Annotated in this window: 27 protein-coding genes; 11 read left to right on the top strand and 16 right to left on the bottom strand. The window is 70.9% G+C overall.

All coding sequences use genetic code 11. The annotated features are described in order from the left end of the window. Position 1 precedes the first annotated feature (1 nt). Positions 2-1,279, top strand: coding sequence for a thymidine phosphorylase (locus OG698_RS19940; protein ID WP_406104443.1), 1,278 nt, complete (start codon positions 2-4; stop codon positions 1,277-1,279). A 58-nt stretch (positions 1,280-1,337) separates the two neighbouring features. Here the strand turns inward: OG698_RS19940 and OG698_RS19935 are convergent, their stop codons facing one another. Then, positions 1,338-2,261, bottom strand: coding sequence for an AEC family transporter (locus OG698_RS19935; protein ID WP_406104441.1), 924 nt, complete (start codon positions 2,259-2,261; stop codon positions 1,338-1,340). Positions 2,262-2,612: 351 nt separating this feature from the next. Here OG698_RS19935 and OG698_RS19930 point away from each other — a divergent pair, with 351 nt between their 5' ends. Continuing rightward, entirely contained in the window at positions 2,613-2,984 is a 372-nt protein-coding gene (locus OG698_RS19930) for an STAS domain-containing protein (RefSeq protein WP_406104440.1), read from the top strand. Here the strand turns inward: OG698_RS19930 and OG698_RS19925 are convergent. Then, the gene (locus OG698_RS19925; RefSeq protein WP_406104438.1) at positions 2,886-3,878 is read right to left on the bottom strand and encodes a sigma-70 family RNA polymerase sigma factor; all 993 of its coding nucleotides are present in this window, start codon (positions 3,876-3,878) and stop codon (positions 2,886-2,888) included. The two genes, OG698_RS19930 and OG698_RS19925, sit on opposite strands and share 99 nt — an antisense overlap. Positions 3,879-4,027: 149 nt before the next feature. Continuing rightward, positions 4,028-5,317 carry an MFS transporter gene (locus OG698_RS19920; RefSeq protein ID WP_398375306.1) on the bottom strand — a complete coding sequence of 430 codons (1,290 nt, stop codon included), beginning with the start codon at positions 5,315-5,317 and terminating at the stop codon, positions 4,028-4,030. Between the two features lie 62 nt (positions 5,318-5,379). Here OG698_RS19920 and OG698_RS19915 point away from each other — a divergent pair, with 62 nt between their 5' ends. Continuing rightward, the gene (locus tag OG698_RS19915) at positions 5,380-6,351 is read left to right on the top strand and encodes a LysR family transcriptional regulator (RefSeq protein ID WP_406104435.1); all 972 of its coding nucleotides are present in this window, start codon (positions 5,380-5,382) and stop codon (positions 6,349-6,351) included. On the opposite strand, the gene OG698_RS19910 is transcribed toward OG698_RS19915, so the two are convergent. Then, complete coding sequence (locus tag OG698_RS19910; protein ID WP_399971220.1) at positions 6,352-7,110, bottom strand: alpha/beta hydrolase; 759 nt, start codon at positions 7,108-7,110, stop codon at positions 6,352-6,354. Positions 7,111-7,223: 113 nt separating this feature from the next. Between OG698_RS19910 and OG698_RS19905 the strand changes: the two genes are divergently transcribed. Both OG698_RS19905 and OG698_RS19900 read left to right on the top strand, forming a co-directional pair. Next, positions 7,224-8,381 (top strand): adenosine deaminase, encoded by a 1,158-nt coding sequence (locus tag OG698_RS19905; protein WP_326774381.1) that lies wholly within the window; start codon positions 7,224-7,226, stop codon positions 8,379-8,381. Between the two features lie 142 nt (positions 8,382-8,523). Beyond that, on the top strand, positions 8,524-8,868 hold the full coding sequence (locus OG698_RS19900; RefSeq protein WP_399971222.1) for an ATP-binding protein: 345 nt from the start codon (positions 8,524-8,526) through the stop codon (positions 8,866-8,868). 117 nt (positions 8,869-8,985) lie between these two features. On the opposite strand, the gene OG698_RS19895 is transcribed toward OG698_RS19900, so the two are convergent. The 5 genes from OG698_RS19895 to afsQ1 all read right to left on the bottom strand — a co-directional run bounded on the left by OG698_RS19895 (position 8,986) and on the right by afsQ1 (position 12,777). Then, the gene (locus OG698_RS19895) at positions 8,986-9,186 is read right to left on the bottom strand and encodes a PspC domain-containing protein (protein ID WP_100594716.1); all 201 of its coding nucleotides are present in this window, start codon (positions 9,184-9,186) and stop codon (positions 8,986-8,988) included. A gap of 108 nt (positions 9,187-9,294) precedes the next feature. Then, positions 9,295-9,837 carry a VanZ family protein gene (locus OG698_RS19890; protein WP_406104433.1) on the bottom strand — a complete coding sequence of 181 codons (543 nt, stop codon included), beginning with the start codon at positions 9,835-9,837 and terminating at the stop codon, positions 9,295-9,297. A 77-nt stretch (positions 9,838-9,914) separates the two neighbouring features. After that, positions 9,915-10,526: a hypothetical protein gene (locus tag OG698_RS19885; RefSeq protein ID WP_406104432.1), complete on the bottom strand. Its 612-nt coding sequence runs from the start codon at positions 10,524-10,526 to the stop codon at positions 9,915-9,917. Beyond that, on the bottom strand, positions 10,523-12,103 hold the full coding sequence (locus OG698_RS19880) for an ATP-binding protein (RefSeq protein ID WP_399971225.1): 1,581 nt from the start codon (positions 12,101-12,103) through the stop codon (positions 10,523-10,525). Before OG698_RS19880 ends, OG698_RS19885 begins: the two co-directional genes overlap by 4 nt. Next, on the bottom strand, positions 12,100-12,777 hold the full coding sequence (afsQ1, locus tag OG698_RS19875) for a two-component system response regulator AfsQ1 (protein WP_030682803.1): 678 nt from the start codon (positions 12,775-12,777) through the stop codon (positions 12,100-12,102). Before afsQ1 ends, OG698_RS19880 begins: the two co-directional genes overlap by 4 nt. Positions 12,778-13,015: 238 nt before the next feature. On the opposite strand from afsQ1, the gene OG698_RS19870 reads away from it, so the two are divergent. Then, entirely contained in the window at positions 13,016-13,774 is a 759-nt protein-coding gene (locus tag OG698_RS19870; RefSeq protein WP_362910879.1) for a SigE family RNA polymerase sigma factor, read from the top strand. Positions 13,775-13,932: 158 nt separating this feature from the next. Here the strand turns inward: OG698_RS19870 and OG698_RS19865 are convergent, their stop codons facing one another. Beyond that, positions 13,933-14,568: a uridine kinase gene (locus OG698_RS19865; protein ID WP_406104430.1), complete on the bottom strand. Its 636-nt coding sequence runs from the start codon at positions 14,566-14,568 to the stop codon at positions 13,933-13,935. 156 nt (positions 14,569-14,724) lie between these two features. On the opposite strand from OG698_RS19865, the gene OG698_RS19860 reads away from it, so the two are divergent. From OG698_RS19860 to OG698_RS19850, 3 genes are all read left to right on the top strand, one after another. Next, entirely contained in the window at positions 14,725-15,141 is a 417-nt protein-coding gene (locus OG698_RS19860) for a hypothetical protein (RefSeq protein ID WP_399971227.1), read from the top strand. A gap of 343 nt (positions 15,142-15,484) precedes the next feature. After that, positions 15,485-15,637, top strand: coding sequence for a hypothetical protein (locus OG698_RS19855; RefSeq protein WP_406104428.1), 153 nt, complete (start codon positions 15,485-15,487; stop codon positions 15,635-15,637). A gap of 9 nt (positions 15,638-15,646) precedes the next feature. Next, positions 15,647-15,829, top strand: a complete 183-nt coding sequence (locus OG698_RS19850) for a hypothetical protein (protein ID WP_406104427.1) — start codon at positions 15,647-15,649, stop codon at positions 15,827-15,829. Positions 15,830-15,938: 109 nt separating this feature from the next. On the opposite strand, the gene OG698_RS19845 is transcribed toward OG698_RS19850, so the two are convergent. The 3 genes from OG698_RS19845 to deoC are packed head-to-tail and all read right to left on the bottom strand — an operon-like array spanning position 15,939 to position 19,241. Next, positions 15,939-16,835 (bottom strand): aldehyde dehydrogenase family protein, encoded by an 897-nt coding sequence (locus tag OG698_RS19845; RefSeq protein ID WP_406104426.1) that lies wholly within the window; start codon positions 16,833-16,835, stop codon positions 15,939-15,941. Further along, entirely contained in the window at positions 16,836-18,287 is a 1,452-nt protein-coding gene (locus OG698_RS19840) for an aldehyde dehydrogenase family protein (RefSeq protein WP_406104425.1), read from the bottom strand. A 3-nt stretch (positions 18,288-18,290) separates the two neighbouring features. Beyond that, positions 18,291-19,241, bottom strand: coding sequence for a deoxyribose-phosphate aldolase (deoC, locus tag OG698_RS19835; RefSeq protein WP_383092105.1), 951 nt, complete (start codon positions 19,239-19,241; stop codon positions 18,291-18,293). Positions 19,242-19,789: 548 nt separating this feature from the next. On the opposite strand from deoC, the gene OG698_RS19830 reads away from it, so the two are divergent. After that, positions 19,790-20,413, top strand: coding sequence for a PH domain-containing protein (locus tag OG698_RS19830; protein ID WP_406104423.1), 624 nt, complete (start codon positions 19,790-19,792; stop codon positions 20,411-20,413). Positions 20,414-20,487: 74 nt separating this feature from the next. Here the strand turns inward: OG698_RS19830 and OG698_RS19825 are convergent, their stop codons facing one another. The 3 genes from OG698_RS19825 to OG698_RS19815 form a co-directional block, all read right to left on the bottom strand. Beyond that, a complete protein-coding gene (locus OG698_RS19825) occupies positions 20,488-22,131 on the bottom strand; it encodes a phospho-sugar mutase (RefSeq protein WP_406111160.1) in 1,644 nt (547 codons plus the stop codon). 39 nt (positions 22,132-22,170) lie between these two features. Then, positions 22,171-23,007 carry a purine-nucleoside phosphorylase gene (locus OG698_RS19820; protein ID WP_100594703.1) on the bottom strand — a complete coding sequence of 279 codons (837 nt, stop codon included), beginning with the start codon at positions 23,005-23,007 and terminating at the stop codon, positions 22,171-22,173. Between the two features lie 92 nt (positions 23,008-23,099). Then, a complete protein-coding gene (locus OG698_RS19815) occupies positions 23,100-23,537 on the bottom strand; it encodes a gamma-glutamylcyclotransferase (RefSeq protein WP_100594702.1) in 438 nt (145 codons plus the stop codon). Positions 23,538-23,654: 117 nt separating this feature from the next. Between OG698_RS19815 and OG698_RS19810 the strand changes: the two genes are divergently transcribed. Further along, entirely contained in the window at positions 23,655-25,103 is a 1,449-nt protein-coding gene (locus tag OG698_RS19810) for an NAD(P)H-quinone dehydrogenase (RefSeq protein ID WP_399971233.1), read from the top strand. Positions 25,104-25,285 lie beyond the last annotated feature (182 nt).

Here is a 25,285-nt window from a genome sequence, read left to right as displayed (position 1 = left end):
CATGGACGTCATCTCCGTCATCCGGACCAAGCGGGACCGGGGCGAACTCAGCGACGAGCAGATCGACTGGGTCATCGACGCGTACACGCGCGGCGTCGTCGCGGACGAGCAGATGTCGGCGCTCGCCATGGCGATCCTCCTCAACGGCATGAACCGTACGGAGATCGCCCGCTGGACCGCCGCGATGATCGCCTCCGGCGAGCGCATGGACTTCTCGTCCCTGTCCCGCCCGACCGCCGACAAGCACTCCACCGGCGGCGTCGGCGACAAGATCACACTGCCGCTCGCCCCGCTGGTCGCCGCGTGCGGCGCCGCCGTCCCGCAGCTCTCCGGCCGCGGCCTCGGCCACACCGGCGGCACCCTCGACAAGCTGGAGTCCATCCCCGGCTGGCGCGCCCTGCTCTCCAACGACGAGATGCTGAACGTCCTCGACACCGTCGGCTCCGTGATCTGCGCGGCCGGCGACGGGCTCGCCCCCGCGGACAAGAAGCTCTACGCGCTGCGCGACGTCACCGGCACCGTCGAGGCGATCCCGCTCATCGCCTCCTCGATCATGTCGAAGAAGATCGCCGAGGGCACGGGCTCGCTCGTCCTCGACGTCAAGGTCGGCACCGGCGCGTTCATGAAGACGATCGAGGATGCCCGCGAACTCGCTTCCACGATGGTCGAGTTGGGCACCGACAGCGGCGTGCGCACGGTCGCCCTGCTCACCGACATGTCGACGCCCCTCGGCCTCACCGCCGGCAACGCGCTCGAAGTCCGGGAGTCCGTAGAGGTACTGGCGGGCGGCGGCCCCTCCGACGTCGTCGAGCTCACCCTCGCCCTGGCCCGCGAGATGCTCGACGCGGCGGGCATCAAGGATGCCGACCCGGCGAAGGCCCTCGCCGACGGCTCCGCGATGGACGTCTGGCGCCGCATGATCGCCGCGCAGGGCGGCGACCCGGACGCCACGCTGCCCACCTCCCGCGAACAGCACGTCGTCACGGCGCCCGCCTCCGGCGTCCTGACCCGCCTCGACGCGTACGGCATCGGTGTCGCCGCCTGGCGCCTCGGCGCGGGCCGCGCCCGCAAGGAGGACCCGGTCCAGGCCGCCGCCGGCATCGAACTCCACGCCAAGCCGGGCGACCCCGTCACCGCGGGCCAGCCCCTCCTGACCCTGCACACGGACACCCCGGAGCGTTTCGAGTACGCCCTTGAGTCCGTCGAGGGTTCCTACGACATCTCGGCCCCGGGCACGGCATTCGAGCCCACGCCGGTCGTGCGGGAACGCATCGGCTGACCTGGGGTTTCCCCGTACGGGTGAACGGGATCGGCAGACCCCTGCCGGTCCCCTTCGGTCACCCCAGCAACGCCGCGACGACCACCAGCGCCGGGACCGACGCCAGCGTCGACAGCAGGATCGACTCCCTCGCCAGTTTCTCCGCGACGTTGTAGCGCGAGGCGTACGCGAAGAGGTTCTGCGCCGCCGGGAGCGCCGACGTCACCACCAAGTCCAGGAGTGACGCGCCCCGCAGGCCGAAGACGCCCGCCGCGAGCACCCACGCCACCGCGGGCTGGCCCACTGATTTCAGGGCCACCGACAGCAGCACCGGCACCCGGTCGGAACCTCGCCGGGCCGGCAGCGAGCTCCCGCACAGCGAGATCCCGTACGCGAGCAGCACCACCGGCACGGACATCTTGCCGATCAGATCGATGGGGTTGAAGACGGGACCCGGCACCGTCCACCCCGTCGCCGCCACGATCACGCCCGCGAGCGCGCCGACCGCGATCGGGTTGCGCAGCGGCGTGACGATCCGCTGCCACAGGGACCGCGTCTCCCCGGCCTCCGAGAGATCGAGGACCGTCATCGCTATCGGCGTCACCACGATCTGCTGGAAGAGCAGCACGGGCGCGACCAGCGAGGCGTCGCCGAGGACGTATACGGCGATGGGGATGCCGAGGTTGCCCGAATTGACGTAGCTGGAGCACAGGGCGCCGATCGTCGTCCGCCCCACGCCCCACCGGCGCGCGACGCCCACCGCGATGAACACCCCGGCGGCGGCCGCCGTGCTCAGCGCCGTCACCAGCAGCCGCGGCGACAGGATCACCGAGAGGTCGGCCTTCGCGAGCGTGGTGAACAGCAGCGCGGGCGTGGCGACATGGAAGGCGAGCTTGGTGAGGACCTCGCGGCCGTTGTCCCCGAGATAGCCGCGCCTGCCGATCAGGAAGCCGACGGCGATGACCACCGCGATGACGGCGAACCCGTTCAGCACCCCTGCCACGATGCCCCCTGCCGGCGTCGTGCGGACGGCTGAGCAGGTACGCGATCAAGGGGCATCCCCCTAGTGCCTGTCTGGGGTTGTGATCTGGGCTCGCGGGGCGTGGTACGCACGCTCGCCGCGTTGCCGGTATGCCCTAGTAGCTCCGCTACGAGGGCATACCGGCGCCTTGCGATCGCACGCACCACGCCCCGCTCCCTGATCCAGATCACAACCCCAGACAGGCACTAGCCTCGGAGGCCACCCGACACAGGGTCAACGTGATGCGCGCGACACCTGGGCGACGTGATGCGCGGCACTCGGCGCGCGGCCGGACCGCCGATGAGTTCCCGCCGCCGCGCCGGTCTCCCTAGCGTGGCAGCTTTCCGACCTCCCGACCTGGCTCCCGCCGGCCCCGTGCGCCGCGGCGACGTGCCGCACCTGTGCGACCAGGTGCGCACGGCGTGCGCCCGCGCCCCGGCACGCGACATCGTCTGCGACCTCGCGGCCGTCACCACGGCCGATCTCGCCACCGTGGACGCGCTCGCCCGGATGCAGCTCGCCGCCCGCAGAGCCGGGTCAGGACTGCGGCTGCGCGATCCGTCCCCGGCTCTGTGGGCCCTGCTTCAGCTGGTCGGCCTGCCCGGCCTAGGCGGTCTCGTCGTCGAGATGGAGGGGCATGCCGAACAGCGGGAAATAGCGCGCTGTGTCCAGGAAGCAGTGGAGTCCGGTGATCCGGCCCTCTGAGACCTCGAGGACCTGGACGGCCCACGGCGAGAACCCGCCCTTGTCCGGGTCGGGCTTGTAGTGGGCGAACGCGGGCGAGCCGTTGGCCTCGACGGGCACCAGCCGGCTGTCGGCACATGAGGCGCCGATCGTCGTCATGAAGCCCGTGATGTCCGGCGTGCCGCGCAGCCACAGGTCGAACGGCGGCATCGTCATGATGGCGTCCTCGGCGAGCAGCGCCGTGAGCGCCTTCATGTCGTATCCCTCGAACGCGGCGACATAGCGCTCGAGGAGCGCCTGGTGCTCCTCGTCCAGCTCGTCGTCCGCGCTCTTCTTCTCGGCCGGGACCTCGGCGAGCGTGGCGCGGGCCCGCTGGAGCGCGCTGTTCACCGACGCCACCGAGGTGTCGAGGAGCTCGGCGACCTCCTGCGCCTTCCAGGCCAGGACCTCGCGCAGGATGAGCACGGCCCGCTGCTTGGCCGGGAGCTGCTGGAGCGCCGCCACGAACGCGAGCCGCACCGACTCCCGCGCCACCGCGGCCTCCGCCGGGTCGTGCACGGCCGGCAGCACGCGCGCGTCCGGCATCGGCTCCAGCCACACATTGTCCGGCCGGGGTGTGAGAGCCGCCTGCGCGAGCGGCGCCGCCGCCGTCAGGTCCATCGGCCGGGCCCGTTTGTTGCCCGCGTTCAGCATGTCCAGGCAGACGTTCGTCGCGATGCGGTACAGCCAGGACCGCAGGCTGGAGCGGCCCTCGAACTTGTCGAAGCTGCGCCAGGCGCGGACCATCGTGTCCTGCACCGCGTCCTCGGCCTCGAAGGCCGAGCCCAGCATCCGGTAGCAGTACCCGGTCAGCTCGACCCGGTACTTCTCGAGACGGACGTCCAGCTCGGTGGTCGTCCCTGCGATGTCACTCATGTCCACACCCCGCCCTGCGGCTTCTGGCAAGTCCCGAAAGTCCATGCAAGTCCCAGCACTTCGGAAGCTACCGCAGCGCACTGACAACGGCCCCCGGACCGGCGAAATACGCCGGTCCGGGGGCCGTTCTCAGCATGATCGGAGCGGGGTCAGTGCGCCGCCACGAGCGTCTGCCGCTGCTGCACCCGCGCCGCGTGCGAGCCCCACAGGGTCACCGACACGACGCCGAGCACCGCCACCAGGCCGAGGGCCACGGTCCCGGCCCAGCCACCCGCGTGGAAGGCCACCGCGCCGAGCGTGCCGCCCACGCTGGAGCCGATGTAGTACACGGACTGGTACAGCGCGGACGCCTGCGCCCGCCCGTGCGTCGCCGTGTGGCTGACCGAGGACGAGGCCACCGCGTGCCCCGCGAAGAAACCGGCCGTGATCAGGACGAGGCCGAGCAGCACCATGACGATCGCGTCGCCGAGCGAGAGCAGCAGCCCGGACGCCGTCGTGCCCACCGCCAGGTACAGCGCCCCGCGCCGCCCGAGCCGCGCGACGAGCTTGCCGGCCGCGGCCGAGGAGACCGTACCCACCAGGTACACCAGGAAGATCGAGCCGATGATGCCCTGCGGGAGCGAGAACGGCGCGGCCGTGAGCCGGTAGCCGATCACCGTGTAGACGGCCCCGAAGACCGTCATGAACAGGGCGCCGATCACGTACAGACGGCACAGGAGCGGGTTCGCGAGGTGGCCCCGCACCGTGCGGGCCAGGACCCGCGGCCGCAGCGAGCCCGGGGTGAAGTGCCGGGGCTGCGGCAGCAGCAGCCGGAACGCGACCGCGCACGCCACGGCGATCACGCCGATCGTGGCGACCGCCGCGCGCCAGCCCCACTCCTGCGCGACCCACCCGGTGATGACCCGGCCGCTCATCCCGCCGATGGAGTTGCCCGCCACGAACAGGCCGATCGCGGCGACCAGCGCCTTGGGCCGCACCTCCTCCGCGAGATACGCCATCGCGGAGGCCGGCAGACCGGCGAGCGCGGCGCCCTGGAGGGCCCGCAGCGCGATCAGCGCGCCGAGCGAGGGAGCGAAGGGCACGAGCAGGCCGACCGCGACCGCCACCGACAGGGAAGCCGTCATCACGGTGCGCCGTCCGAACCGCTCCGACAGGGCGCTCAGCGGCAGTACACACAGGGCGAGCGCGCCCGTCGCGCCGGAGACCGTCCAGCTCGCTGCGCTCGCGCTGACGCCGAAGTCGGCGGAGACGAGGGGGAGCAGGGCCTGCGTGGAGTAGAGGAGGGCGAAGGTCGCGACCCCGGCCAGGAAGAGGGCGAAGCTCATCCGGCGGTAACCGGGTCCGCCCGGGTTCAGACGGGTGTCGGGGGCTTCGGGGGACGACGGCTTACGGGCGGCGACCGCGTGGGTGGCGGCCGCCCCGCTACTGGCAGGAGGCATATCTCGAAGGTAGGCCTCCGTGTTTCATGCGTCCAATGCATGAAAACGCCATAATCAATCCCATGGCGCATAAGCAGAGTTCAGAGACTCGTCTGTCACCGTCCAGTGACACGGAAGACATCGTGACGACGCTCGCGCCCCGCCTGTCGTACTTCGCCGCGGTCGCCCGCACCGAGCACGTCACGCGGGCCGCGCACGAGCTGGAGATCCCCCAGTCGACGCTGTCGCGCGCCCTGGTCCGCCTCGAACAGGACCTCGGCGTGGAGCTGTTCGCGCGCCACGGCCGCACCGTCTCGCTCACCCCGGCGGGCCGTACGTTCCTCACGTCCGTCGACAGGGCGCTCGCCGAGGTCGGCCGCGCCGCCGAGTCCGTACGGGCCGACGCCGATCCCGCGTCGGGCAAGGTCGCCTTCGGCTTCCTGCACACCATGGGCTCCGAGACCGTCCCCGGCCTGATCCGCGCCTTCCGCGCCGACCACCCCCGTATCCGCTTCAGTCTCGTCCAGAACTACGGCGAGGCGATGCTGGAGCGCCTGCGCGCCGGCGAGCTCGACCTCTGCCTCACCTCGCCCGTCCCCGACGAGCCCGGCCTCGTCGCGCGCCGCCTCGACGAGCAGCGCCTGCGCCTGGTCGTCCCCGACGACCACCGCCTCGCGGGCCGCAAGCGCGTCCGCCTCGCGGAGGCGGCCGACGAGCCGTTCGTGACCCTCGAACCCGGCTACGGGCTGCGGCGCATCGCCGACGGCCTGTGCGCGGAGGCGGGGTTCAGGCCGCGGGTCGCCTTCGAGGGGGAGGAGACGGAGACCCTGCGCGGCCTGGTCGCGGCGGGCCTCGGTGTGGCGCTCCTGCCGCCACCCGCCGTACCGCGCCCGGGAGTTGTGGAGCTGACCGTGACCGGGCAGCGGGCGGTGCGCGAGATCGGCGTGGCCTGGCTCGACGGCCATCCGGACACCCCGCCCGTCGCGGCGTTCAAGAAGTTCCTGCTCTCCCGGCGCGGCAAGCTGCTCTCCGAGTGGACGCGCGCGCAGGAGTAGTCACCGCGCGAGCGACCTGCCGAAGCCCGAGGCCAGCGGCATCCGCAGCCCCAGCGGCGGCGGCGCGGCCAGCGCGTCCTGCAGCGGCCGCGAGAACGCCCGGCCGAAGAGCGAGCCGAGCACGAAGTCGCGGGCCAGGGCGTGGACTTCGGTGCGGTGCTGGTGGAGCGCGTGGCCGTCGGAGTGCACCTCGAAGCGGCAGATGTCGCGGTTGGACTTCTTCGCGCGGGCGGCCAGGCGGAACGACAGCTCGGGATCCGTGCGCTCGTCGTTCGTGCCGTGCACGATCAGAACGCGGCGGCCCGCGAGCTGCTTCACCGGTTCGGGGGGCGCGGCGACGTCCTCCTCGGGCAGCCAAGGGGCAAGCGCGAGCACCGAGTTGACGGCGCTGTGCCCGCCGGCGTGCAGCGCCGCGCGGGCCCCCATGTCGACCCCGACGAGGCAGACGGGGATGTCGCCGTAGCGCCGTACGGCTTCGTCCGCGGCCCAGTCGGCGTCGCGTGCGAGCTGTGCCTGAGCGCCGTTCCAGCCGCGGCCGCGGTAGTGCACGACATGCGCCGCAAGGCCGTCCCGCCGTCCCTCGCGCACGAGGGCGCGCCCCAGGGTCCGTACGGCCGCCGAGGCCAGCGGTGACGGCCTGCGCGCGGAGGTCTCCTCACCTGCGGGAAGCAGTAGAACCACACCGCTCACCGTCGCGGGAACGGGCCCCATCGCCTTCCCGAGCCGGGCCTCACGGACCGTCGTCGCTTGCTGTCCCATGACAGAACAGTGTCAGAAGGCCCGGTGTACGCCACCCGTCCGCAGGGTCACCGTTACGTATCGACAGGCGGACGTCACCGAGTATCTACGCGCGTAGGCGTTAGAGTGCGGAAATGACGAGCCAGACCAGCGGAAACTCGCAGATTCCGACCCCCGAGCAGATCGTTCGCGCCCCCAAGGTGCTGCTGCACGACCACCTCGACGGCGGCCTTCGCCCCGGCACCATCGTCGAACTCGCCCTGGAACAGGGCTACGAGAACCTCCCGGAGACCGATCCCGACAAGCTCGGCATCTGGTTCCGTGAGGCCGCCGACTCCGGCTCCCTCGAGCGCTACCTGGAGACCTTCGCCCACACCTGCGCCGTCATGCAGACCCGCGAGGCGCTGTTCCGGGTCGCCGCCGAGTGCGCCGAGGACCTCGCCGAGGACGGCGTCGTCTACGCCGAGATCCGCTACGCCCCCGAGCAGCACCTCGAACAGGGCCTCACCCTCGAAGAGGTCGTCGAGGCGGTCAACGAAGGCTTCCGGGAAGGCGAGCGCCGCGCCAGGGCCAACGGCCACCGCATCCGCGTGGGCGCCCTGCTCACCGCCATGCGGCACGCGGCCCGAGCCCTGGAGATCGCCGAACTCGCGAACGGCTACCGCGACACGGGCGTCGTCGGCTTCGACATCGCGGGCGCGGAGGCCGGTTTCCCTCCCACCCGCCACCTCGACGCCTTCGAGTACCTCAAGCGCGAGAACAACCACTTCACGATCCACGCGGGTGAGGCCTTCGGCCTGCCCTCCATCTGGCAGGCCCTCCAGTGGTGCGGCGCCGACCGCCTCGGCCACGGCGTGCGGATCATCGACGACATCAAGGTCGAGGACGACGGCACGGTCAAGCTCGGCCGCCTCGCCTCCTATGTACGCGACAAGCGCATCCCCCTGGAGATGTGCCCCAGCTCCAACCTCCAGACGGGCGCCGCCGACTCCTACGAGGCCCACCCCATCGGCCTGCTCCGCAAGCTGCACTTCCGCACCACGGTGAACACCGACAACCGCCTCATGTCCGGCACCAGCATGAGCCGCGAATTCGAGCACCTGGTCGACGCATTCGGCTACACGCTCGACGACATGCAGTGGTTCACTGTCAATGCGATGAAATCAGCATTCATTCCTTTCGATGAACGACTGGCCATGATCAATGACGTCATCAAGCCCGGATATGCCGAGTTGAAATCCGAATGGCTGTTCCGTCAGACCGCCTCGACCAGGGGCTCTGTCGCGCAGTAGCGCCTCTTTGTGCGAATCCGAAGCGGCCGGGAGCACGAACTCCCGGCCGCTTCTCCGTGTATTTCGCTGGTTGCGACGCGCCCTGACACATGTTTACGGTCGTGAACCGCTCAAGCCCCCGTTCACGAGGACTCATTTCACAATGAAGCAGTCTGCTGTCAAGACCCTCGGTGTCGCCGCCCTCGGTGCCGCCTTCGCCGCCGCGGGCGCCGGTGCCGCGTCCGCCGCCCCCGCCCTCCCGGACGCGGGCTCCGCCCTGGACACCGTGACCAGCACACTCCCCGCCGAGCAGGTCGCGCAGGTACTGCCCGCCGGCGGCACCGAGTCCCTCACCGCCGGCAAGAACGCCGTCGCCGGTGGCCTGAACGCCGCCGCGCCCGCCGTCCAGAAGGCCCTCCCCACCAACGGCAGCGACCCGGTCTCCGGTCTCCTCGGCGGCCTGCCCGTCAACTCGCTGCCCGCCGGCGGCGCCCTGCCCGTCGGCTGACCCACCCGGCACGGCACAGACACGGACACTCAGGAGGGGCGCACCCGCTCGCGCGGGTGCGCCCCTCCTGTCGTACGTCAGCCTGCCTTGTCGTACATCAGCCTGCGGGCCCCGTCGTCACCACGCCTGGCGGACCTTGCCCTCGCTCGGCAGCAGGATCCACAGCGCGATGTACAGCAGGAACTGGGGACCGGGAAGCAGACACGAGAGCACGAAGATCACGCGCATCGTGGTCGCGGAGGTGCCGAAGCGCCTTGCCAGCGCTGCGCACACTCCGCCGATCATCCGTCCGTTCGTGGGGCGGGCAAGGGCGGTCATGGTGGGCTCCTTCGCGAACCGTAGCGGTGAGGCGTCCCCTTGGCCGGGACGGCCGGGACGTCTCCGATGGCTTCAAAGCTACGGTGACGAACCGGGCGAAGCGTCAGCTCACGGGGCGATGCCGACCCTGGAAATCGTCGGGGTCCGCCCCTGAGTGGGCTCCTCCCGGGGGAGGGCGGGGACCTCGGTCCTGCGGCGGAGCCTGACCCTGAGAGTCGGCACCACGGCCGCGTGCGCGAGGGCCACTCCCAGCGTGTTCAGGAACAGCGAGTCGATGTCCACGACCTGCCCCGGCACCCCGGTCTGCAGCAGCTCGATGCCGAGCGAGAGCAGCGCTCCGGCGGCGACCGTACGCACCAGCGAACCCAGCGGCGAGACGACGAGCCGCCCTCCGGCAATCGGCAGCAGCACCCCCAGAGGCGCGAGCAGCACCAGCTCCTTGCCGATGCGCCGCACCGCCTCCGCCGGACCGAGCGCGAGATCCGCCCTGATCCCGGCGAACGGATGCAGGTTCGCGGCGCTGACCCATGGCACGTCCAGTGGTCGCAGCGTGATCCAGCAGACGAGAAGCAGGTGCGCGGCAAGGAGGACTACCCCTGCCGTACGGAAGCGGATGGCGGCCTTGGGGCCGCCCGGGCGATGGCGCTGCACGCCCCCCTAGACGCGGACGGCGGGACGATCGGTTCCGCGTCGCCGGCGTCCGCCCGCGACAACCGCGCCCGCCCCCGTCAGCCGACCGTCTCGGCGGGCGCCGGTACGAGCCCCGGCCGCGTCCGCATCTCCGGGGAGCAGTCGTACGCGCGCAGAGCGTCGTCACCCGGCCCGCCGAGCACGACCTTGTCGTCCTTTGCCGCGGCTCCGCCGTTCGCATACGTACACACGATCTGGGCCAGCGCGTACGGCGAGAGGTCGTCCGGCGGGATGCTCAGCCGCAGCGCGTTGTCCGGGTCACCCTTGCCCGGCCCCGAGACGGTCATCCCGGGCCTGACGTCCGTCGTGTACCCCGCCTGCCGCTCGACGCCGCCCGGAGACTGCTCCAGCTCGTCGAGCAGCGCCTGCGCGAGCCGCACCCGGTCCGAGGCGCCCTGCCCCTTCGGCAGGGTCACCGTCCGGTCGACGCTCACCAGCTGCGACGTACAGACCAGATACACCTGCACGGCGAACTCGCCGCCCGTGCGCGACTCCAGATCCGGGCCCGACAGCGTGCACGGCACCCGCGACGGCGCGGCCCCGAAGTCCGTCGGCACCTCCGTCGGCCTGATCCCGCACCCGGCGAGCAGCGCGGCGAGCACCGCCGCGCCCAGCACCGCGTAACGCCGTCTCGTCCTGCGTGCGGTCATCGCGCGCCGCCCTCCTCACCGGAACCGCCACCGTCGGCGCCCTCGTCATCGGGCGGCAGCGTCAGCGGCGATGCGTCGAGCGGCAGCCGGAACGTGAACACGGCGCCGCCCTCGGGGGAGTTGGCGGCCGTGATCTCGCCGCCGTGGATGTGCGCGTTCTCCAGGGCGATCGAGAGCCCGAGCCCGCTGCCCTCCGAACGCGGCCGCGACGCGCTCGCCTTGTAGAACCGGTCGAAGACGTGCGGGAGCACGTCCTGCGGGATACCGGGCCCGTGGTCACGGACCTCGATCACCAGCTCCGAGTCCGCAAGCCGCACGGACACCCGCACCGGCGAGCCGCCGTGCTTGAGCGCGTTCCCGATCAGGTTCGCCATGATGACGTCGAGGCGGCGCGGGTCGATGCGGGCCATGATGCCGCGCTCCGCGTCCAGGTCCACCGCGTCGAGCCAGGCGCGGGCGTCGATGCAGGCCGTGATCTGGTCGGCGATGTCGACCTGGTCGAGGACGAGCCGGGCGGTGCCTGCGTCGAAGCGGGTGACCTCCATGAGGTTCTCCACCAGGTCGTTCAGCCGGCGCGTCTCGCTCACCACGAGGCGTACGGCGGGCTCGATCATCGGGTCGACCGAACCGGTCTCCGCGTCGAGCTCCTCCTCGAGTACCTCCGTCACGGCGGTGATCGCCGTCAGTGGCGTACGCAGCTCGTGCGACATGTCGGCGACGAAGCGCCGCGACGCCTCCTCGCGCGCACTCATGTCGGCGACCTTCTTCTCCAGATTCTCCGCGGTCCTGTTGAACGTCCTGGAAAGATCGGCCAGTTCATCCGTACCGGACACCCGCAGACGCGTGTCCAGCTTTCCTTCGCCGAGCCGCCGCGCCGCCCTCCCGAGCCGGTGCACCGGCTTGAGCACCGTCGTCGCCGCGGCCTGCGCGAGCAGCGCCGAACCGATCAGCGCGAGCGCCGTCGCGATCCCGAGAGACCAGGCAAGGGAGTTGAGATCCTTCGCCTCCGGCTCCAGGGACTTGAGCATGTAGCCCGTCGGCCCCCCGTCGATCACCCGCGCCCCACCGACCAGATACGGCGTGTCATTGCTGACGATCCGCTGCCAGTACAGGTGGTACGGGTGCTTGTTGCCGTCCGTGAGGGGCTGCTCCCTGTTCACCGCGTCCCGCAGCGAACGCGGTACCTCGGCCAGCGTGATCGCGTCCAGATCGGAGTTCCCGGCGATCCGCCGGCCGTCCTTGTCGTCGCTGATCAGCAGCACACTGAAGTGCTGGCTGCTGCTCGCCATCAGGTTCGCCGCATGCTGCAACTCGCCCTGCGTCGGCTGCTCGGGCAGCGCCGCGGCCCGATTCTGCATCTCCTGCTGGAAGTCGCTGAGCGCCGCGTCCTGAGCCCGGGTCAGCACCGCCTCGCGGTTGAGCCAGTACGCGATCCCGGACGCCGACACCGCCGCGGTCAGCGCCACCAGGGCGAAGACGACGACGAGCCGCAGCCGCAGGCTCGTGAAGCGCAGGCCGGCGAGTATCGCCTTCTTCGCCGCGGCCCACCCCCGCAGCCGGTCGTGCGCATCACTCACTGAGGCGTGTCCAGCCGGTAGCCGACCCCGCGCACCGTACGGATCAGCGTCGGCGACGACGGCACGTCCTCGACCTTCGCGCGCAGCCGCTGCACACACGCGTCGACGAGCCGCGAGTCACCGAGGTAGTCGTGCTCCCACACCAGACGCAGCAACTGCTGCCGCGACAGCGCCTGTCCCGGCCTGCGGCTCAGCTCGAGGAGCAACCGCAGCTCCGTGGGCGTCAGTTGGAGATCCTCGCCGTTCTTCGTGACCGTCATCGCGGCCCGGTCGATGACGAGACTGCCGAACGACGCGGCGTCGTTGGCCTCCCGCTCGCCCCGCCGGAGCACCGCCCGGATCCGGGCGTCGAGCACCCGCCCCTGCACCGGTTTCACGACATAGTCGTCGGCGCCGGACTCCAGCCCGACCACCACGTCGATGTCGTCACTGCGCGCCGTGAGCAGGATGATCGGCAGCTGGTCCGTGCGCCGGATGCGCCGGCACACCTCGAACCCGTCGATGCCGGGCAGCATCACATCCAGCACGATCAGGTCCGGCCGCTGCTCGCGCAACAGCTTCAGACCGTCCTCGCCGGTGGCAGCGGTGGCAACCCGATGACCCTGGCGCGTAAGGGACAGCTCCAGGGCCGTTCGGATGGCGTCGTCGTCCTCGATCAGCAACAGGGAAGGCACAGACGTCATTCTGTCCCATGGCACGGCTCAAGTTCGACCGTTGGAGCGCTCCCAAGCTCGTAATGAGGGGGCATCGGGTCCCATCCACACACGACGCGCACACGCCCGGGCCCTGTGACAGGTCTGTGACAGTCGACGGACACCGTCATGAAGTGGCCCGGGCAAGCTTTTGGACATCGCAAGGACGCAAGTCCTTACGAGCCACGGGAAACCGAGACTCCACGACGGGGGGCGCGAGATGAACACGCTGCACAGCACCACCACTGGCGCAGTTGTCACACGTCTTCATGACGCTCTCGTGCGGAGTCCCGGTTCCGGGAAGCACGAGCTGTCCGGTGCCGTGAGCGGGCGGGGGTGCGCTCGCGGCACCGGGCGTCAGCACACCACGTACATGACGGTGGTTGACGCGAACCAGGCGGTATCCGACGGGGGAGCCGCGTACGGGGAGGAATCGGGGGAGCGGAAGAAGTCCCTGTCGGAGGCTGAGTTCACTGCCTACGTCCAGGAGCGCCGCGCCTCCCTGTACGCAACCGCCTACCACCTGACCGGTGACCGGTTCGAGGCCGAGGACCTGCTCCAGAGCGCCCTCTTCTCGACGTACCGCGCCTGGGACAGGATCAGCGACAAGGCGGCGGTCGGGGGCTACCTCCGCCGCACCATGACCAATCTGCACATCAGCGCGTGGCGCCGCCGCAAGCTGAACGAGTACCCGACCGAGGAACTGCCGGAGACGGCGGGCGACACGGACGCGATGCGCGGCACGGAGCTGCGCGCGGTTCTCTGGCAGGCCCTGGCCCGCCTCCCCGAACTGCAGCGCACGATGCTCGTCCTGCGCTACTACGAGGGTCGTACGGACCCCGAGATCGCGGACATCCTCGACATCAGTGTCGGCACGGTGAAGTCGAGCATCTGGCGCTCCCTGCGCCGGCTGCGCGAGGACGAGGTCCTCAGCTTCGGCCGTGACCTGGAGGAGTCCTTCGGCGAGCTGGTGGCCTGAAGGCTGGGGGCGGGCCGTCGCTCCGGGGGGACGCGACGGTTGCACGGGGGAGCGGTACCGGGGGGATCACGGGGGATCTTCACGGGGAACGAAGCGGGACCGGAGGGCCGGGGGGTCTCTCCGGTCCCGCTTTCATGTGTACGGGGTGTGCGGGGCGCTCAGGCCTGGGCGCGGGCCTTCACGCACCGGCCCGCGGCGGCCGCGGCCAGGCGGCCGAGGGCTTCTTCCTTGCCGCACGCGTGCGCGCCGAGCGCCGTCTGGCGGGCCACGATGCCGCGCTCCGCGCGCATCAGGCGCCAGCCGCGGCGCAGCAGGAACGGCACGGACTTGCGGCCCTCCCTGAGGTCCCGCAGCAGCCGGCGGCGGAACGTCGTGGACGGGCGGCCGCGCAGGCACAGCGCGTCGGCCAGCAGCCCGAGGTCCCGGCAGCGCTCCACGATGTCCGCGGCGAAAACGCCCTCCGCGATGAACAGGGGCGTGCGCTCGATGTCGAGCGTCTCCTCGCCCACGCGCGCGCTGGTCGCGATGTCGTAGACGGGAACGCGGGTGCGGCCCGTGCGGCACAGCTCCGCGATCGCGGCGACGGCCGTCTCCGTGTCCCAGGAGCGGGGCGAGTCCCAGTCGATGTCCGAGCTGCCCGGCACCTGCGGCAGCGTCGGGTCGTCGGCCTCCTTGTAGAAGTCGTCCAGGCACAGCACGGGAAGCCCGGAGCGGGACGCGAACGACGACTTGCCGGAGCCGGAAGGACCTGCCAGCAGGACGACCCGGGTCGGTATCGGGGGATGAGAACTCACGAGACACCAGTGTGCTGCATCCTCCTCCCCCGGTGGACCCCGCGGGTCGGCCTTTGTGGCACGGCCACGCCTCAACTACTCTGCGTACGCTCACGATTACTCGATCTGCGGCGGCGCGCCAACCGGCCGCCGGCTACCGGAAACGGGCGGCACTTCATGGCACGACACACAGCGAAGAAGTCCTCGGGGGCCCAGCGTGCGCTGCTGCGCGCGGGGCTCACCCTCACCGCCGCGGGGGCGGCGCTCGGCGGGGGTGCGGTGAGCGCCGGTGCGGCGGAGCCCGCCGCCACGCCTCTCGCCTCGCCGGTCGGCGACCTCGACGCCGCGGCGGCCGGGGGAGCGGTGACGGGGGCGCTCGAGTCCGCTTCGGCCGGGGGTCTCGCCCCGGTCAAGCATCTGAGGCTCAACCCGCTCTCCGGCACCGGGGTCGATCCGCTCGACAACGCGATCGGTACGCAGGTCGCCGACTTCAAGCCCGTGACCACGGCCGTCGCGACCGGCCCCCTGGCCAGGGGCGGCGCCCCCGCCGACCTCCCACTGGTGGGACCGGCCGCCTCTCTGCTGCCCGGCTAGGACGCGTTCGTCCGCAGGGGGCCTCGCGGATCAGCCAGGCCGCGGCGCACGTGACCGCGCACAGGGCGGCCGTGCCCAGGGCCACACCGTGCAAGCCGCCGGTCACTGCCGTGCGGACGGCGTCCTGTGTGGAGGTCGGGAGGTCCCGCAGGAGGGCGGGGGCGACGGGGCCGCCGGTGCGGTGCGCTCCGTCGGAACCGAGGCGGTCGGTGAGTTCGGCGGACATGCGGCTCGCGTGGACGGAGCCGAGCACCGCGACGCCCAGTGAGCCGCCGACCGTGCGCAGCAGGGTCGTGGTGCCGCTGGCGGCGCCCATGTCGCGGGGCTCGGCACGCTGTTCATCGTGATCAGCATCGACGGCTGCATCAGGCAGCCGAGGCCGAGGACGAACGTCACGCCCGAGGCCAGGCCGGCCGACGTGCCGACGCCGAGCGTCAACAGGGCCAGGGCGCCCTCCGTGGCGAGCGCGCCTCCGGTGATCGGATACGCGCGGTAGCGGCCCCCGTTGCCGACCTGCCGCCCGATCGCCGGCTGCGCCCCGCAGATGAACTACCTGATGGGTACGGGCCGTTACCCGAACTATCAGCGTTACGGGCTCGGCGCCGCCCACAAGGACGACCCCACCTGGGAGTTCGCCCTCGGCCTCGACTCCATCCTCGAAGGGATCGCTGCGCGGCTCGGGGTCTGATCCGTGTGCGGATCCGTGCGCGGTGGGGCGGTGGGGCATGACGAAGCCCCGCCCCTCCTGGACGGAGGAGGGCCGGGGCTTCGGGTTCGGGTTGGTCTTTGGCTCGGGCCTAGTACGAAGAGCCCGACGCGCCGAGCGAACCCGTCGGGTGCCACACCGTCTTCGTTTCCAGGAACGACGTGAGCCTGTCCGTGCCCGGGTCCGTCGTCCAGTCCGTGTCCACAGCCTGGGGACGGCGCACGCGCTTCAGGTTGTCCGCCGCCGCGATCTCCAGGTCACGGGCCAGGTCGGCGTCCGCGCCCGTCAGGTCGATCGCGTTCACGTCCTGGTGCGCGGCCAGCGACGGAGCGATCTCCGACGTCCTGCCGGACAGCACGTTCACCACACCGCCCGGCACGTCGGACGTGGCGAGCACCTCGCCGAGCGACAGCGCCGGCAGCGGGGACGTCTCGCTCGCGATCACCACGGCCGTGTTGCCCGTCGCGATCACCGGGGCGATCACCGAGACCAGGCCCAGGAACGACGACTTCTGCGGGGCCAGCACGGCCACCACTCCGGTCGGCTCGGGCGTGGACAGGTTGAAGAACGGGCCCGCGACCGGGTTCGCCCCGCCCACGACCTGGCCGATCTTGTCCGTCCAGCCCGCGTACCAGACCCACCTGTCGACCGCCGCGTCCACGACCGCCGACGCCTTCGACCTCGAAAGGCCCTCGGCGTCCGCCACCTCCTGCACGAACTGGTCGCGGCGGCCCTCCAGCATCTCCGCCACGCGGTAGAGCACCTGCCCGCGGTTGTATGCCGTCGCGCCCGCCCAGCCGCCGAACGCCTTGCGCGCCGCCACTACCGCGTCACGCGCGTCCTTGCGGGACGACAGCGGGGCGTTGGCCAGCCACTTGCCCTTCGAGTCCGACACCTCGTACACCCGGCCGCTCTCGGAACGCGGGAACTTCCCGCCCACGTACAGCTTGTAGGTCTTCAGGACTGTGAGTCGCTCAACAGTGCTCATTTATCGCGTGCCCTCCGGGCTCGACGGGGCGAGGTATGCCTCCAGGCCGTGGCGGCCGCCCTCGCGGCCGTGCCCCGACTCCTTGTAGCCGCCGAACGGCGAGGTCGGGTCGAACTTGTTGAACGTGTTGGCCCAGATGACGCCCGCCCGGAGCTTGTTCGCGACCGAGAGGATGCGCGAGCCCTTCTCCGTCCAGATGCCGGCCGAGAGCCCGTACTGCGTGTTGTTCGCCTTCGCCACCGCCTCCTCCGGAGTGCGGAACGTGAGGACGGACAGCACCGGGCCGAAGATTTCGTCCCGCGCGATCGTGTGCGCCTGCGTGACGTTCGTGAACAGCGTGGGCGCGAACCAGTAGCCGCTGTCCGGGAGTTCGCACGGCGCCGACCAGCGCTCGGCGCCCTCGGCCTCGCCCGTCTGTGCCAGCGCCTTGATCCTTGCGAGCTGCTCCGCGGAGTTGATCGCGCCGATGTCGGTGTTCTTGTCCAGGGGGTCACCCAGGCGGAGGGTGGTGAGGCGGCGCTTCAGCGCGTCCAGTACCTCGTCCGCCACCGACTCCTGGACCAGGAGGCGCGAGCCCGCGCAGCACACCTGGCCCTGGTTGAAGAAGATGCCCGTGACGATGCCCTCGACCGCCTGGTCGATGGGTGCGTCGTCGAAGACGATGTTCGCGCCCTTGCCGCCCAGTTCGAGCGTGACCTTCTTGTCCGTGCCGGCCACCTGGCGGGCGATCGCCTTGCCGACTGCCGTCGAGCCGGTGAAGGCGACCTTGTTCACGTCGGGGTGCGCCGTGAGGGCCGCGCCCGCGTCTCCGTAGCCCGGGAGGATGTTCACCACGCCCTTGGGCAGGCCCGCCTGGCGGCAGATGTCCGCGAAGAACAGGGCGGACAGGGGGGTCGTCTCGGCCGGCTTCAGGACGACCGTGTTGCCCGTCGCCAGCGCCGGGGCGATCTTCCACGCCAGCATCAGCAGCGGGAAGTTCCACGGGATGACCTGGCCCGCGACGCCCAGCGGCGCCGGGTTCGGGCCGAAGCCCGCGTGGCCGAGCTTGTCCGCCCAGCCCGCGTAGTAGAAGAAGTGCGCCGCCACCAGGGGGAGGTCCGCGTCGCGCGTCTCCTTGATCGGCTTGCCGTTGTCCAGCGTCTCCAGGACCGCGAGCTCGCGGCTGCGCTCCTGGATGATCCGCGCGATCCGGAACAGGTACTTCGCGCGCTCCGCGCCCGGCAGCGCCGACCACTTCTCGAACGCCTTGCGGGCGGCCTTCACCGCGCGGTCCACGTCCGCCTCGCCCGCCTGGGCGATCTCGGAGAGGACCTCCTCCGTCGACGGGCTCACCGTCTTGAAGACCTTGCCGTCGGCCGCCTCGGCGAACTCGCCGTCGATGAACAGGCCGTAGCTGGGGGCGATGTCGACGACGGAGCGGGACTCCGGTGCGGGTGCGTACTCGAACGTCATGGGTCAGTCCACCGTCACGTAGTCGGGGCCGGAGTAGCGGCCGGTGCTCAGCTTCTGGCGCTGCATCAACAGGTCGTTGAGCAGGCTCGAAGCGCCGAAGCGGAACCAGTGGTTGTCCAGCCAGTCACTGCCGGCGGTCTCGTTGACCAGCACGAGGAACTTGAGCGCGTCCTTGGTCGTCCGGATGCCTCCGGCGGGCTTCACGCCTACCTGTACGCCCGTCTGCTCGCGGAAGTCACGTACCGCCTCCAGCATGAGCAGGGTGTTGGCCGGGGTGGCGTTCACCCCGACCTTGCCGGTCGACGTCTTGATGAAGTCCGCCCCGGCCATCATGCCCAGCCAGCTCGCTCGCCGGATGTTGTCGTACGTCGACAGCTCGCCCGTCTCGAAGATGACCTTCAGGCGCGCGGCGCCCGAGGCCTCCTTCACGGCGACGATCTCCTCGTACACCTTCAGGTAGTGGCCCGCGAGGAACGCTCCGCGGTCGATGACCATGTCGATCTCGTCCGCGCCGGCGGCGACCGCCTCGCGGACGTCCCCGAGCTTCACCTCCAGAGCGGCGCGGCCCGCCGGGAACGCGGTGGCCACGGAGGCGACCTTCACGTCACTCCCGGCCACGGCCTCCTTGGCGGTCGCCACCATGTCCGGATAGACGCAGACGGCGGCTGTGCGGGGAGTCGTACGGTCGGTGGGGTCCGGGTGCACGGCCTTCGCGCCGAGCGCGCGGACCTTGCCGGCTGTGTCGGCGCCTTCGAGGGTCGTCAGGTCGATCATCGAGATCGCCAGGTCGATGGCGTACGCCTTGGCCGTGGTCTTGATCGACCGCGTGCCTAGGGACGCGGCACGAGCCTCCAGGCCGACCGTGTCGACCCCGGGCAGCCCGTGAAGGAAGCGACGCAGCGAACGGTCCGAAGCGACCGCGTCGGCGAATGCGGGTGCGGGTGCAGTGGGCATGGTCACGAGGGGAGCATATCTACGCGCGTAGCTGCTGTACAGGGGGAGGGGTGAGTGGTGGGTCTCGCTGCTTCTTCGGGTGCCGGGCGGTGGGGGCGTTGTGTTGTCGGGTGCGGGCTGCTGCGTTTCGGGTGCCGGCTCGGTGGGGGTTGCTCGGCTTCGTTGTCGGGTGCGGGCTCGGTGCGGGCTGCTTCGTTGTCGGGTGCGGGCTCGGTGTGGGATCGACAGGTGCGTTTTCGGGTGCGGGGCCGCGGGGGCATGTACGTGCTCGCTGTTCTATGGGTGCACGTCAGCCAGCTAATTGCCTGTGCGTGGTGCTGGTGGCTGCGCGCGCACATGCCCCCACGTCCCCTCCCGTTTCGTACGCGGCTGACCGCCGGTGGGACTTCGCTGTCTCCGGTCTGTCTCGTACGCGACTGCCCGCCCGGTGGGGCTTCGCTGTCTCGTACGCGGCTGGTCGCCGGTGGGGCTCATGGGTATGCAGGGGCTGCTGTGGTTGTTCTCAGGCTGTGATGAACGTCCTTGTCGGCTTCAGGCATCATCGGAGTATGAAGACCCCGGAATCCCAGCCCTCCGTCACGCAACCTGTGGCCGCGGAGCGGGCCTACCGTTCTCCCGCCGGTATCGCAGGTGGCGTCCTGCTGCTCGTGATGGGGGCCTGGCTCGGTTTCGACGCCGTGGTCAATGGCGACGCACGCACCGCCTGGCTGGCCGTCGCGGGGCTGCTTTTCGTCGCGCCGCTCGTCGTCGCGTTCACGGTCCGGCCCGCGGTGTACGCGAATGAGGACCGGCTGCGCGTTCGTAATCCGTTCCGTGTGATCACCCTGCCCTGGGCGTCCGTCGCCGATGTGCGGGCCAGCTACTCCAGCGAGGTCTTCACCGAGGGCGGGGACAAGTACCAGCTCTGGGCCATCCCGGTCTCCATGCGCGCCCGTAAGAAGGCCAACCGGGCCGCGGGTGGGCGTAAGGGCGGCGGCCTGAAGGGGGACGCCGATTCCGTGCCTCGTAGGGCCGCCGGTGATCAGTCCTTGGACGAGATTCGCGAGCTGGCCCGTGACCACGCCGACAAGCCGTCCGCCCAGGGTGAGCCCTCGATCCGCTGGGCCTACGAGATTGTCGCGCCTGTGGTTGTGGGTGCGGTTCTGATGGCCGTGCTGATCGTTATCGGTTGAGCTTTGGGCGTAGGCAGCCCAGGTACGGGAAAGGCCGGGGTCGGTTTTCGACCCCGGCCTTTCGCTTGCCCTTTTCAGATTCCTGCCGCCGCTGACAGGTCTTGCTTGATTGCGTTCAGTACCCGCGTGCCCTCTGCTCGGGCGGAGGGGAGATCTGAGCGGTTCGCTACGGGGATCACTGCTTCCAAGTAGCACTTCAGCTTGGGCTCTGTGCCGCTCGGGCGGACGATCACCCGGGCTCGGTACTCGCCGTCCAGCGTGTAGCGGAGGCCGTCCGTGGGCGGGAGCGTCGCTGTGCCGTGGGTGAGGTCCTCCGCCTTCACCACCGGGAGGCCCGCCAGTTCTGTCGGCGGTGTCTCGCGGAGCGCGGTCATTGCCCTCGCGATGATCGTGAGGTCCTCGACCCGTACGGAGAGCTGGTCCGTCGCGTGCAGGCCGTGGGCCACCGCCAGATCGTCGAGTGCGTCCAGGAGGGTGCGGCCGTTTTCCTTGAGCGTCGAGGCCAGTTCAGTGACCAGCAGCGCCGCCGTGATGCCGTCCTTGTCCCGTACGCCCTCGGGGTCCACGCAGTAGCCGAGCGCCTCCTCGTAGCCGTAGCGCAGGCCGTCCACCCGGGCGATCCACTTGAAGCCCGTCAGGGTTTCCTCGTAGGGGAGGCCGGCCGCTTCGGCGATACGGCCGAGCAGGGAGGACGAGACGATCGACTCCGCGAATACGCCCCTCGCTCCTCGTGCCACCAGGTGGGCCGCCAGCAGCGCGCCCACCTCGTCGCCTCGCAGCATTCGCCAGTCTTCGTCGTCCTTCACGGCTACTGCGCAGCGGTCCGCGTCCGGGTCGTTCGCGATGATCAGGTCGGGGGCGGCTTCACCGGCTGTCGCGAAAGCCAGGTCCATCGCGCCCGGTTCTTCCGGGTTCGGGAACGCCACCGTCGGGAAGTCCGGGTCCGGGTCCGCCTGCTCGGCCACGAGGGTCGGCTCGGGGAAGCCCGCTCGTGCGAACGCGGCGAGCAGGGTGTCCTTGCCGACGCCGTGCATCGCTGTGTAGACCGTGCGCGCCGTGCGCGGGGAGTCCGGGGACAGGACCGCGTCCGTGCGGGCCAGGTAGGCCTCCAGGACGTCCTCGCCGAGCGTTTCCCAGCCGGAGTCCGGGCGGGGTACGTCGTGGAGGGTGCGAATCGCCGCGATCTCGGCCGCGATCTCGGCGTCCGCGGGCGGCACGATCTGGGAGCCGTCGCCCAGGTAGACCTTGTAGCCGTTGTCGCGGGGCGGGTTGTGGCTGGCCGTGACCTCCACGCCCGCGACCGCGCCCAGGTGCCGTATGGCGAAGGCCAGGACCGGGGTGGGCAGCGGGCGCGGCAGTACCGCGGCGCGCAGGCCGGCGCCCGTCATCACGGCCGCCGTGTCCCGCGCGAAGTCCGCCGACTTGTGGCGCGCGTCGTACCCGACGACGACCAGCCCGCCCGCCTCGCCCTTGCTCTTGAGGTACGCCGCGAGGCCCGCCGCCGCGCGGATGACCACGGAGCGGTTCATGCGCATGGGGCCCGCGCCGAGCTCGCCGCGCAGGCCCGCGGTGCCGAACTGGAGCGTGCCGGCGAAGCGCTCGGCGAGCGCCGGGGTGTCGGCGCTCTCGATGAGCTTCGCCAGCTCCTCGCGGGTCTCCGGGTCGGGGTCCTCGGCCAGCCAGGCCTCGGCCCTGGCGAGCAGTTCGGTGTCCTGCAAGGTCACGGTTCGTCCAGTCTCTCGCGTGTCTCTACGGGATCAGATGCGGTCCAGGACCTTGCCCAGGAGCTCGCCCATGCGGGTGGCGGAGTCGCGGCCTGCCTGGAGCACCTCTTCGTGGTTGAGGGGCTCGCCCGTCATGCCTGCCGCCAGGTTCGTGACGAGGGAGATGCCGAGCACCTCGGCGCCCGCCTCGCGGGCCGCGATGGCCTCGAGGACCGTCGACATGCCGACGAGGTCCGCGCCGATCGTGCGGGCCATGCGGATCTCGGCCGGCGTCTCGTAGTGCGGGCCGGGGAACTGCGCGTAGACGCCCTCTTCGAGGGAGGGGTCGATCTCCTTGCACAGGGTGCGCAGGCGCGGGGAGTACAGGTCCGTGAGGTCGACGAAGTTCGCGCCGACGATCGGCGACGTCGCCGTGAGGTTCAGGTGGTCGCTGATCAGGACCGGCTGACCGGGGCGCATGCCCTCGCGCAGACCGCCGCAGCCGTTGGTCAGCACGATGGTCTTGCAGCCCGCGGCGACGGCGGTACGGACGCCGTGCGCGACGGACGCGACACCGCGGCCCTCGTAGTAGTGCGTGCGGCCGAGGAAGACGAGGGCGCGCTTGTCGCCGATCTTGTACGAGCGGATCTTTCCGCCGTGGCCCTCGACGGCCGGCGGCGGGAAGCCGGGCAGCTCGGTGACCGGGAACTCGGCCTCGGGGGTGCCGAGGGCGTCCACGGCCGGTGCCCAGCCGGAGCCCATCACGAGGGCGACGTCGTGGGTGTCGGCGCCCGTGAGCTCGCGCAGGCGCGAGGCGGCGGCGTCGGCGGCGACCCGGGGATCGAATCGGGTGGCGCCCTGGATGTTGTCCGGAGTAACAGATGCGTTCACGCGATCGAGGGTAGCCGGTTCGGTCCTACGCGCGTAGATGACAGACCTCACGGGATTGCGATCGTTGTCTTGTCGTTTCCGACGAAGCCCGCTCAGCAGGGGTGCTTGCGCAGTTCCATCACGTAGTCGTGCGGGGCTCCGGCCGACTCCGCCGCGTCCGCCAGCTCGCCGAGATAGCGGGCCGAGGGGAAGCCGCCCTCGTACCCGTTGAGCACGTACACCCAGGCGGGTTCCTCACCCTCCAGCGTGTCCACGCGTACGCGCATGCGCCGGTAGATGTCGAGCCCCACGCCCTCCCAGCGGTCCATGGAGTCCTCGTCCATCGGCGCGATGTCGTACAGCGCGACGAAGACTTGCGAGCGGGGCGCCTCGACGAGGGTCGCGAGCGCGCCTTCCCAGCCCATGTGCTCGCCCCCGAACGTCAGCCGCCAGCCGCTGAGCCAGCCCGTCGCGCGCATCGGCGAGTGCGGTGCGCGGCGCGTCATCAGCCGCGCGTCGAGATTGCTTGCGTATGCGGCGTAGAGCGACATGTGGTCGAGGGTACGGCAGGTGCGGCCGGGGTCCCTCCCGTAACACAGGACCCCTCCGACGTGGGACGCGCACGGACGGAGGCCCCCGGGGCGAAAGCACTTGAAGCGTGCGGGACAATGGAGTACGTGACTCGGATCGTGATCATCGGTGGCGGACCTGGCGGATATGAGGCGGCCCTCGTGGCTGCCCAGCTCGGCGCGGAGGTGACCGTCGTCGACTGCGACGGCCTGGGCGGGGCGTCGGTGCTCACCGACTGCGTCCCGTCCAAGACCCTGATCGCGACGGCCGAGGTGATGACCACCTTCGACTCGTCGTACGAGGAGCTGGGGATCATCGTCGCCGACGACACCCCGCACATCGACAGCCCCGCGCGGGTCGTCGGTGTGGACCTCGGCAAGGTCAACCGGCGTGTGAAGCGCCTCGCGCTCGCCCAGTCCCACGACATCACCGCGTCCGTCACCCGGGCCGGCGCCCGCGTGATGCGCGGCCGCGGCCGCCTGGAAGGCCAGCAGGCCGCCGACGGCTCCCGCAAGGTCGTCGTGCGCACCGCCGACGGCACCGAGGAGACTCTCACCGCCGACGCCGTCCTGATCGCCACCGGCGGCCACCCGCGCGAGGTGCCCGACGCCCAGCCCGACGGCGAGCGCATCCTCAACTGGACCCAGGTCTACGACCTCGACGAGCTCCCCGAGGAGCTCATCGTGGTCGGTTCCGGTGTCACCGGCGCCGAGTTCGCCGGCGCCTACCAGGCCCTCGGCTCGCGCGTCACCCTCGTGTCCAGCCGCGACCGCGTCCTGCCCGGCGAGGACCCGGACGCCGCCGCCGTCCTCGAGGACGTCTTCCGCCGCCGCGGCATGAACGTCATGGCCCGCTCGCGCGCCCAGTCCGCCAAGCGCGTCGGCGACCGCGTCGAGGTCACCCTCTCCGACGGCCGCGTCATCTCCGGCACCCACTGCCTGATGGCCGTCGGTGCCATCCCGAACAGCAGCGGGATGGGCCTGGAGGAGGCCGGGGTCAAGCTCAAGGACTCCGGGCACATCTGGACCGACAAGGTCTCCAGGACCACCGCTCCCGGCGTGTACGCCGCCGGTGACGTGACCGGCGTCTTCGCGCTCGCCTCCGTGGCCGCCATGCAGGGCCGCATCGCCGTTTACCACTTCCTCGGCGACGCGGTGACCCCGCTGAACCTCAAGACGGTCTCCTCGAACGTCTTCACCGACCCCGAGATCGCCACGGTCGGCTACACGCAGGCCGACGTCGACGCCGGGAAGATCGAGGCCCGCGGGGTGAAGCTGCCGCTGCTGCGCAACCCGCGCGCCAAGATGCAGGGCATCCGCGACGGCTTCGTCAAGATCTTCTGCCGGCCCGGCACGGGCATCGTGGTGGGCGGTGTGGTCGTCGCCCCGAGGGCGAGCGAGCTGATCCATCCCATCTCGATCGCGGTCGACAACAACCTGACGGTCGAGCAGATCGCGAAGGCGTTCACCGTGTACCCGTCACTTTCGGGCTCGATCGCCGAGGTGGCGCGTCAGCTGCATACGCGGAAGACGGCCGACGAAGCCTGACGGCCGCGCTTTCACCGGACACGATCAACTTCCCGCAGGTCACAGCCTGTTGTCGCCCATGCGGCGGCCATAGGCGCGGGAGATAGGCGTCTATACCACTTCCTGCTGTTCTGCGCGAACAACTTCTGTTATTCGGCGCAAACTGCTGAAAGCAGACGGTCGTTGGGGTTACTGTCAGTTTC

The organism is Streptomyces sp. NBC_01003, from assembly GCF_045162695.1.
In the GTDB taxonomy this organism is placed as follows: domain Bacteria; phylum Actinomycetota; class Actinomycetes; order Streptomycetales; family Streptomycetaceae; genus Streptomyces.
This window is presented reverse-complemented; position numbering and strand designations above follow the sequence as displayed.

Excerpts from the sequence above, each read along its gene's own strand:
- OG698_RS19940 (WP_406104443.1), top strand. The coding sequence starts at position 2 with ATGGACGTCATCTCCGTCATCCGGACCAAGCGGGACCGGGGCGAACTC.
- OG698_RS19925 (WP_406104438.1), bottom strand. The coding sequence starts at position 3,878 with ATGAGTGACATCGCAGGGACGACCACCGAGCTGGACGTCCGTCTCGAG.
- OG698_RS19920 (WP_398375306.1), bottom strand. The coding sequence starts at position 5,317 with ATGCCTCCTGCCAGTAGCGGGGCGGCCGCCACCCACGCGGTCGCCGCC.
- OG698_RS19915 (WP_406104435.1), top strand. The coding sequence starts at position 5,380 with ATGGCGCATAAGCAGAGTTCAGAGACTCGTCTGTCACCGTCCAGTGAC.
- OG698_RS19910 (WP_399971220.1), bottom strand. The coding sequence starts at position 7,110 with ATGGGACAGCAAGCGACGACGGTCCGTGAGGCCCGGCTCGGGAAGGCG.
- OG698_RS19905 (WP_326774381.1), top strand. The coding sequence starts at position 7,224 with ATGACGAGCCAGACCAGCGGAAACTCGCAGATTCCGACCCCCGAGCAG.
- OG698_RS19900 (WP_399971222.1), top strand. The coding sequence starts at position 8,524 with ATGAAGCAGTCTGCTGTCAAGACCCTCGGTGTCGCCGCCCTCGGTGCC.
- OG698_RS19895 (WP_100594716.1), bottom strand. The coding sequence starts at position 9,186 with ATGACCGCCCTTGCCCGCCCCACGAACGGACGGATGATCGGCGGAGTG.
- OG698_RS19885 (WP_406104432.1), bottom strand. The coding sequence starts at position 10,526 with ATGACCGCACGCAGGACGAGACGGCGTTACGCGGTGCTGGGCGCGGCG.
- OG698_RS19870 (WP_362910879.1), top strand. The coding sequence starts at position 13,016 with ATGAACACGCTGCACAGCACCACCACTGGCGCAGTTGTCACACGTCTT.
- OG698_RS19860 (WP_399971227.1), top strand. The coding sequence starts at position 14,725 with ATGGCACGACACACAGCGAAGAAGTCCTCGGGGGCCCAGCGTGCGCTG.
- OG698_RS19845 (WP_406104426.1), bottom strand. The coding sequence starts at position 16,835 with ATGAGCACTGTTGAGCGACTCACAGTCCTGAAGACCTACAAGCTGTAC.
- OG698_RS19840 (WP_406104425.1), bottom strand. The coding sequence starts at position 18,287 with ATGACGTTCGAGTACGCACCCGCACCGGAGTCCCGCTCCGTCGTCGAC.
- deoC (WP_383092105.1), bottom strand. The coding sequence starts at position 19,241 with ATGCCCACTGCACCCGCACCCGCATTCGCCGACGCGGTCGCTTCGGAC.
- OG698_RS19830 (WP_406104423.1), top strand. The coding sequence starts at position 19,790 with ATGAAGACCCCGGAATCCCAGCCCTCCGTCACGCAACCTGTGGCCGCG.
- OG698_RS19815 (WP_100594702.1), bottom strand. The coding sequence starts at position 23,537 with ATGTCGCTCTACGCCGCATACGCAAGCAATCTCGACGCGCGGCTGATG.
- OG698_RS19810 (WP_399971233.1), top strand. The coding sequence starts at position 23,655 with ATGGAGTACGTGACTCGGATCGTGATCATCGGTGGCGGACCTGGCGGA.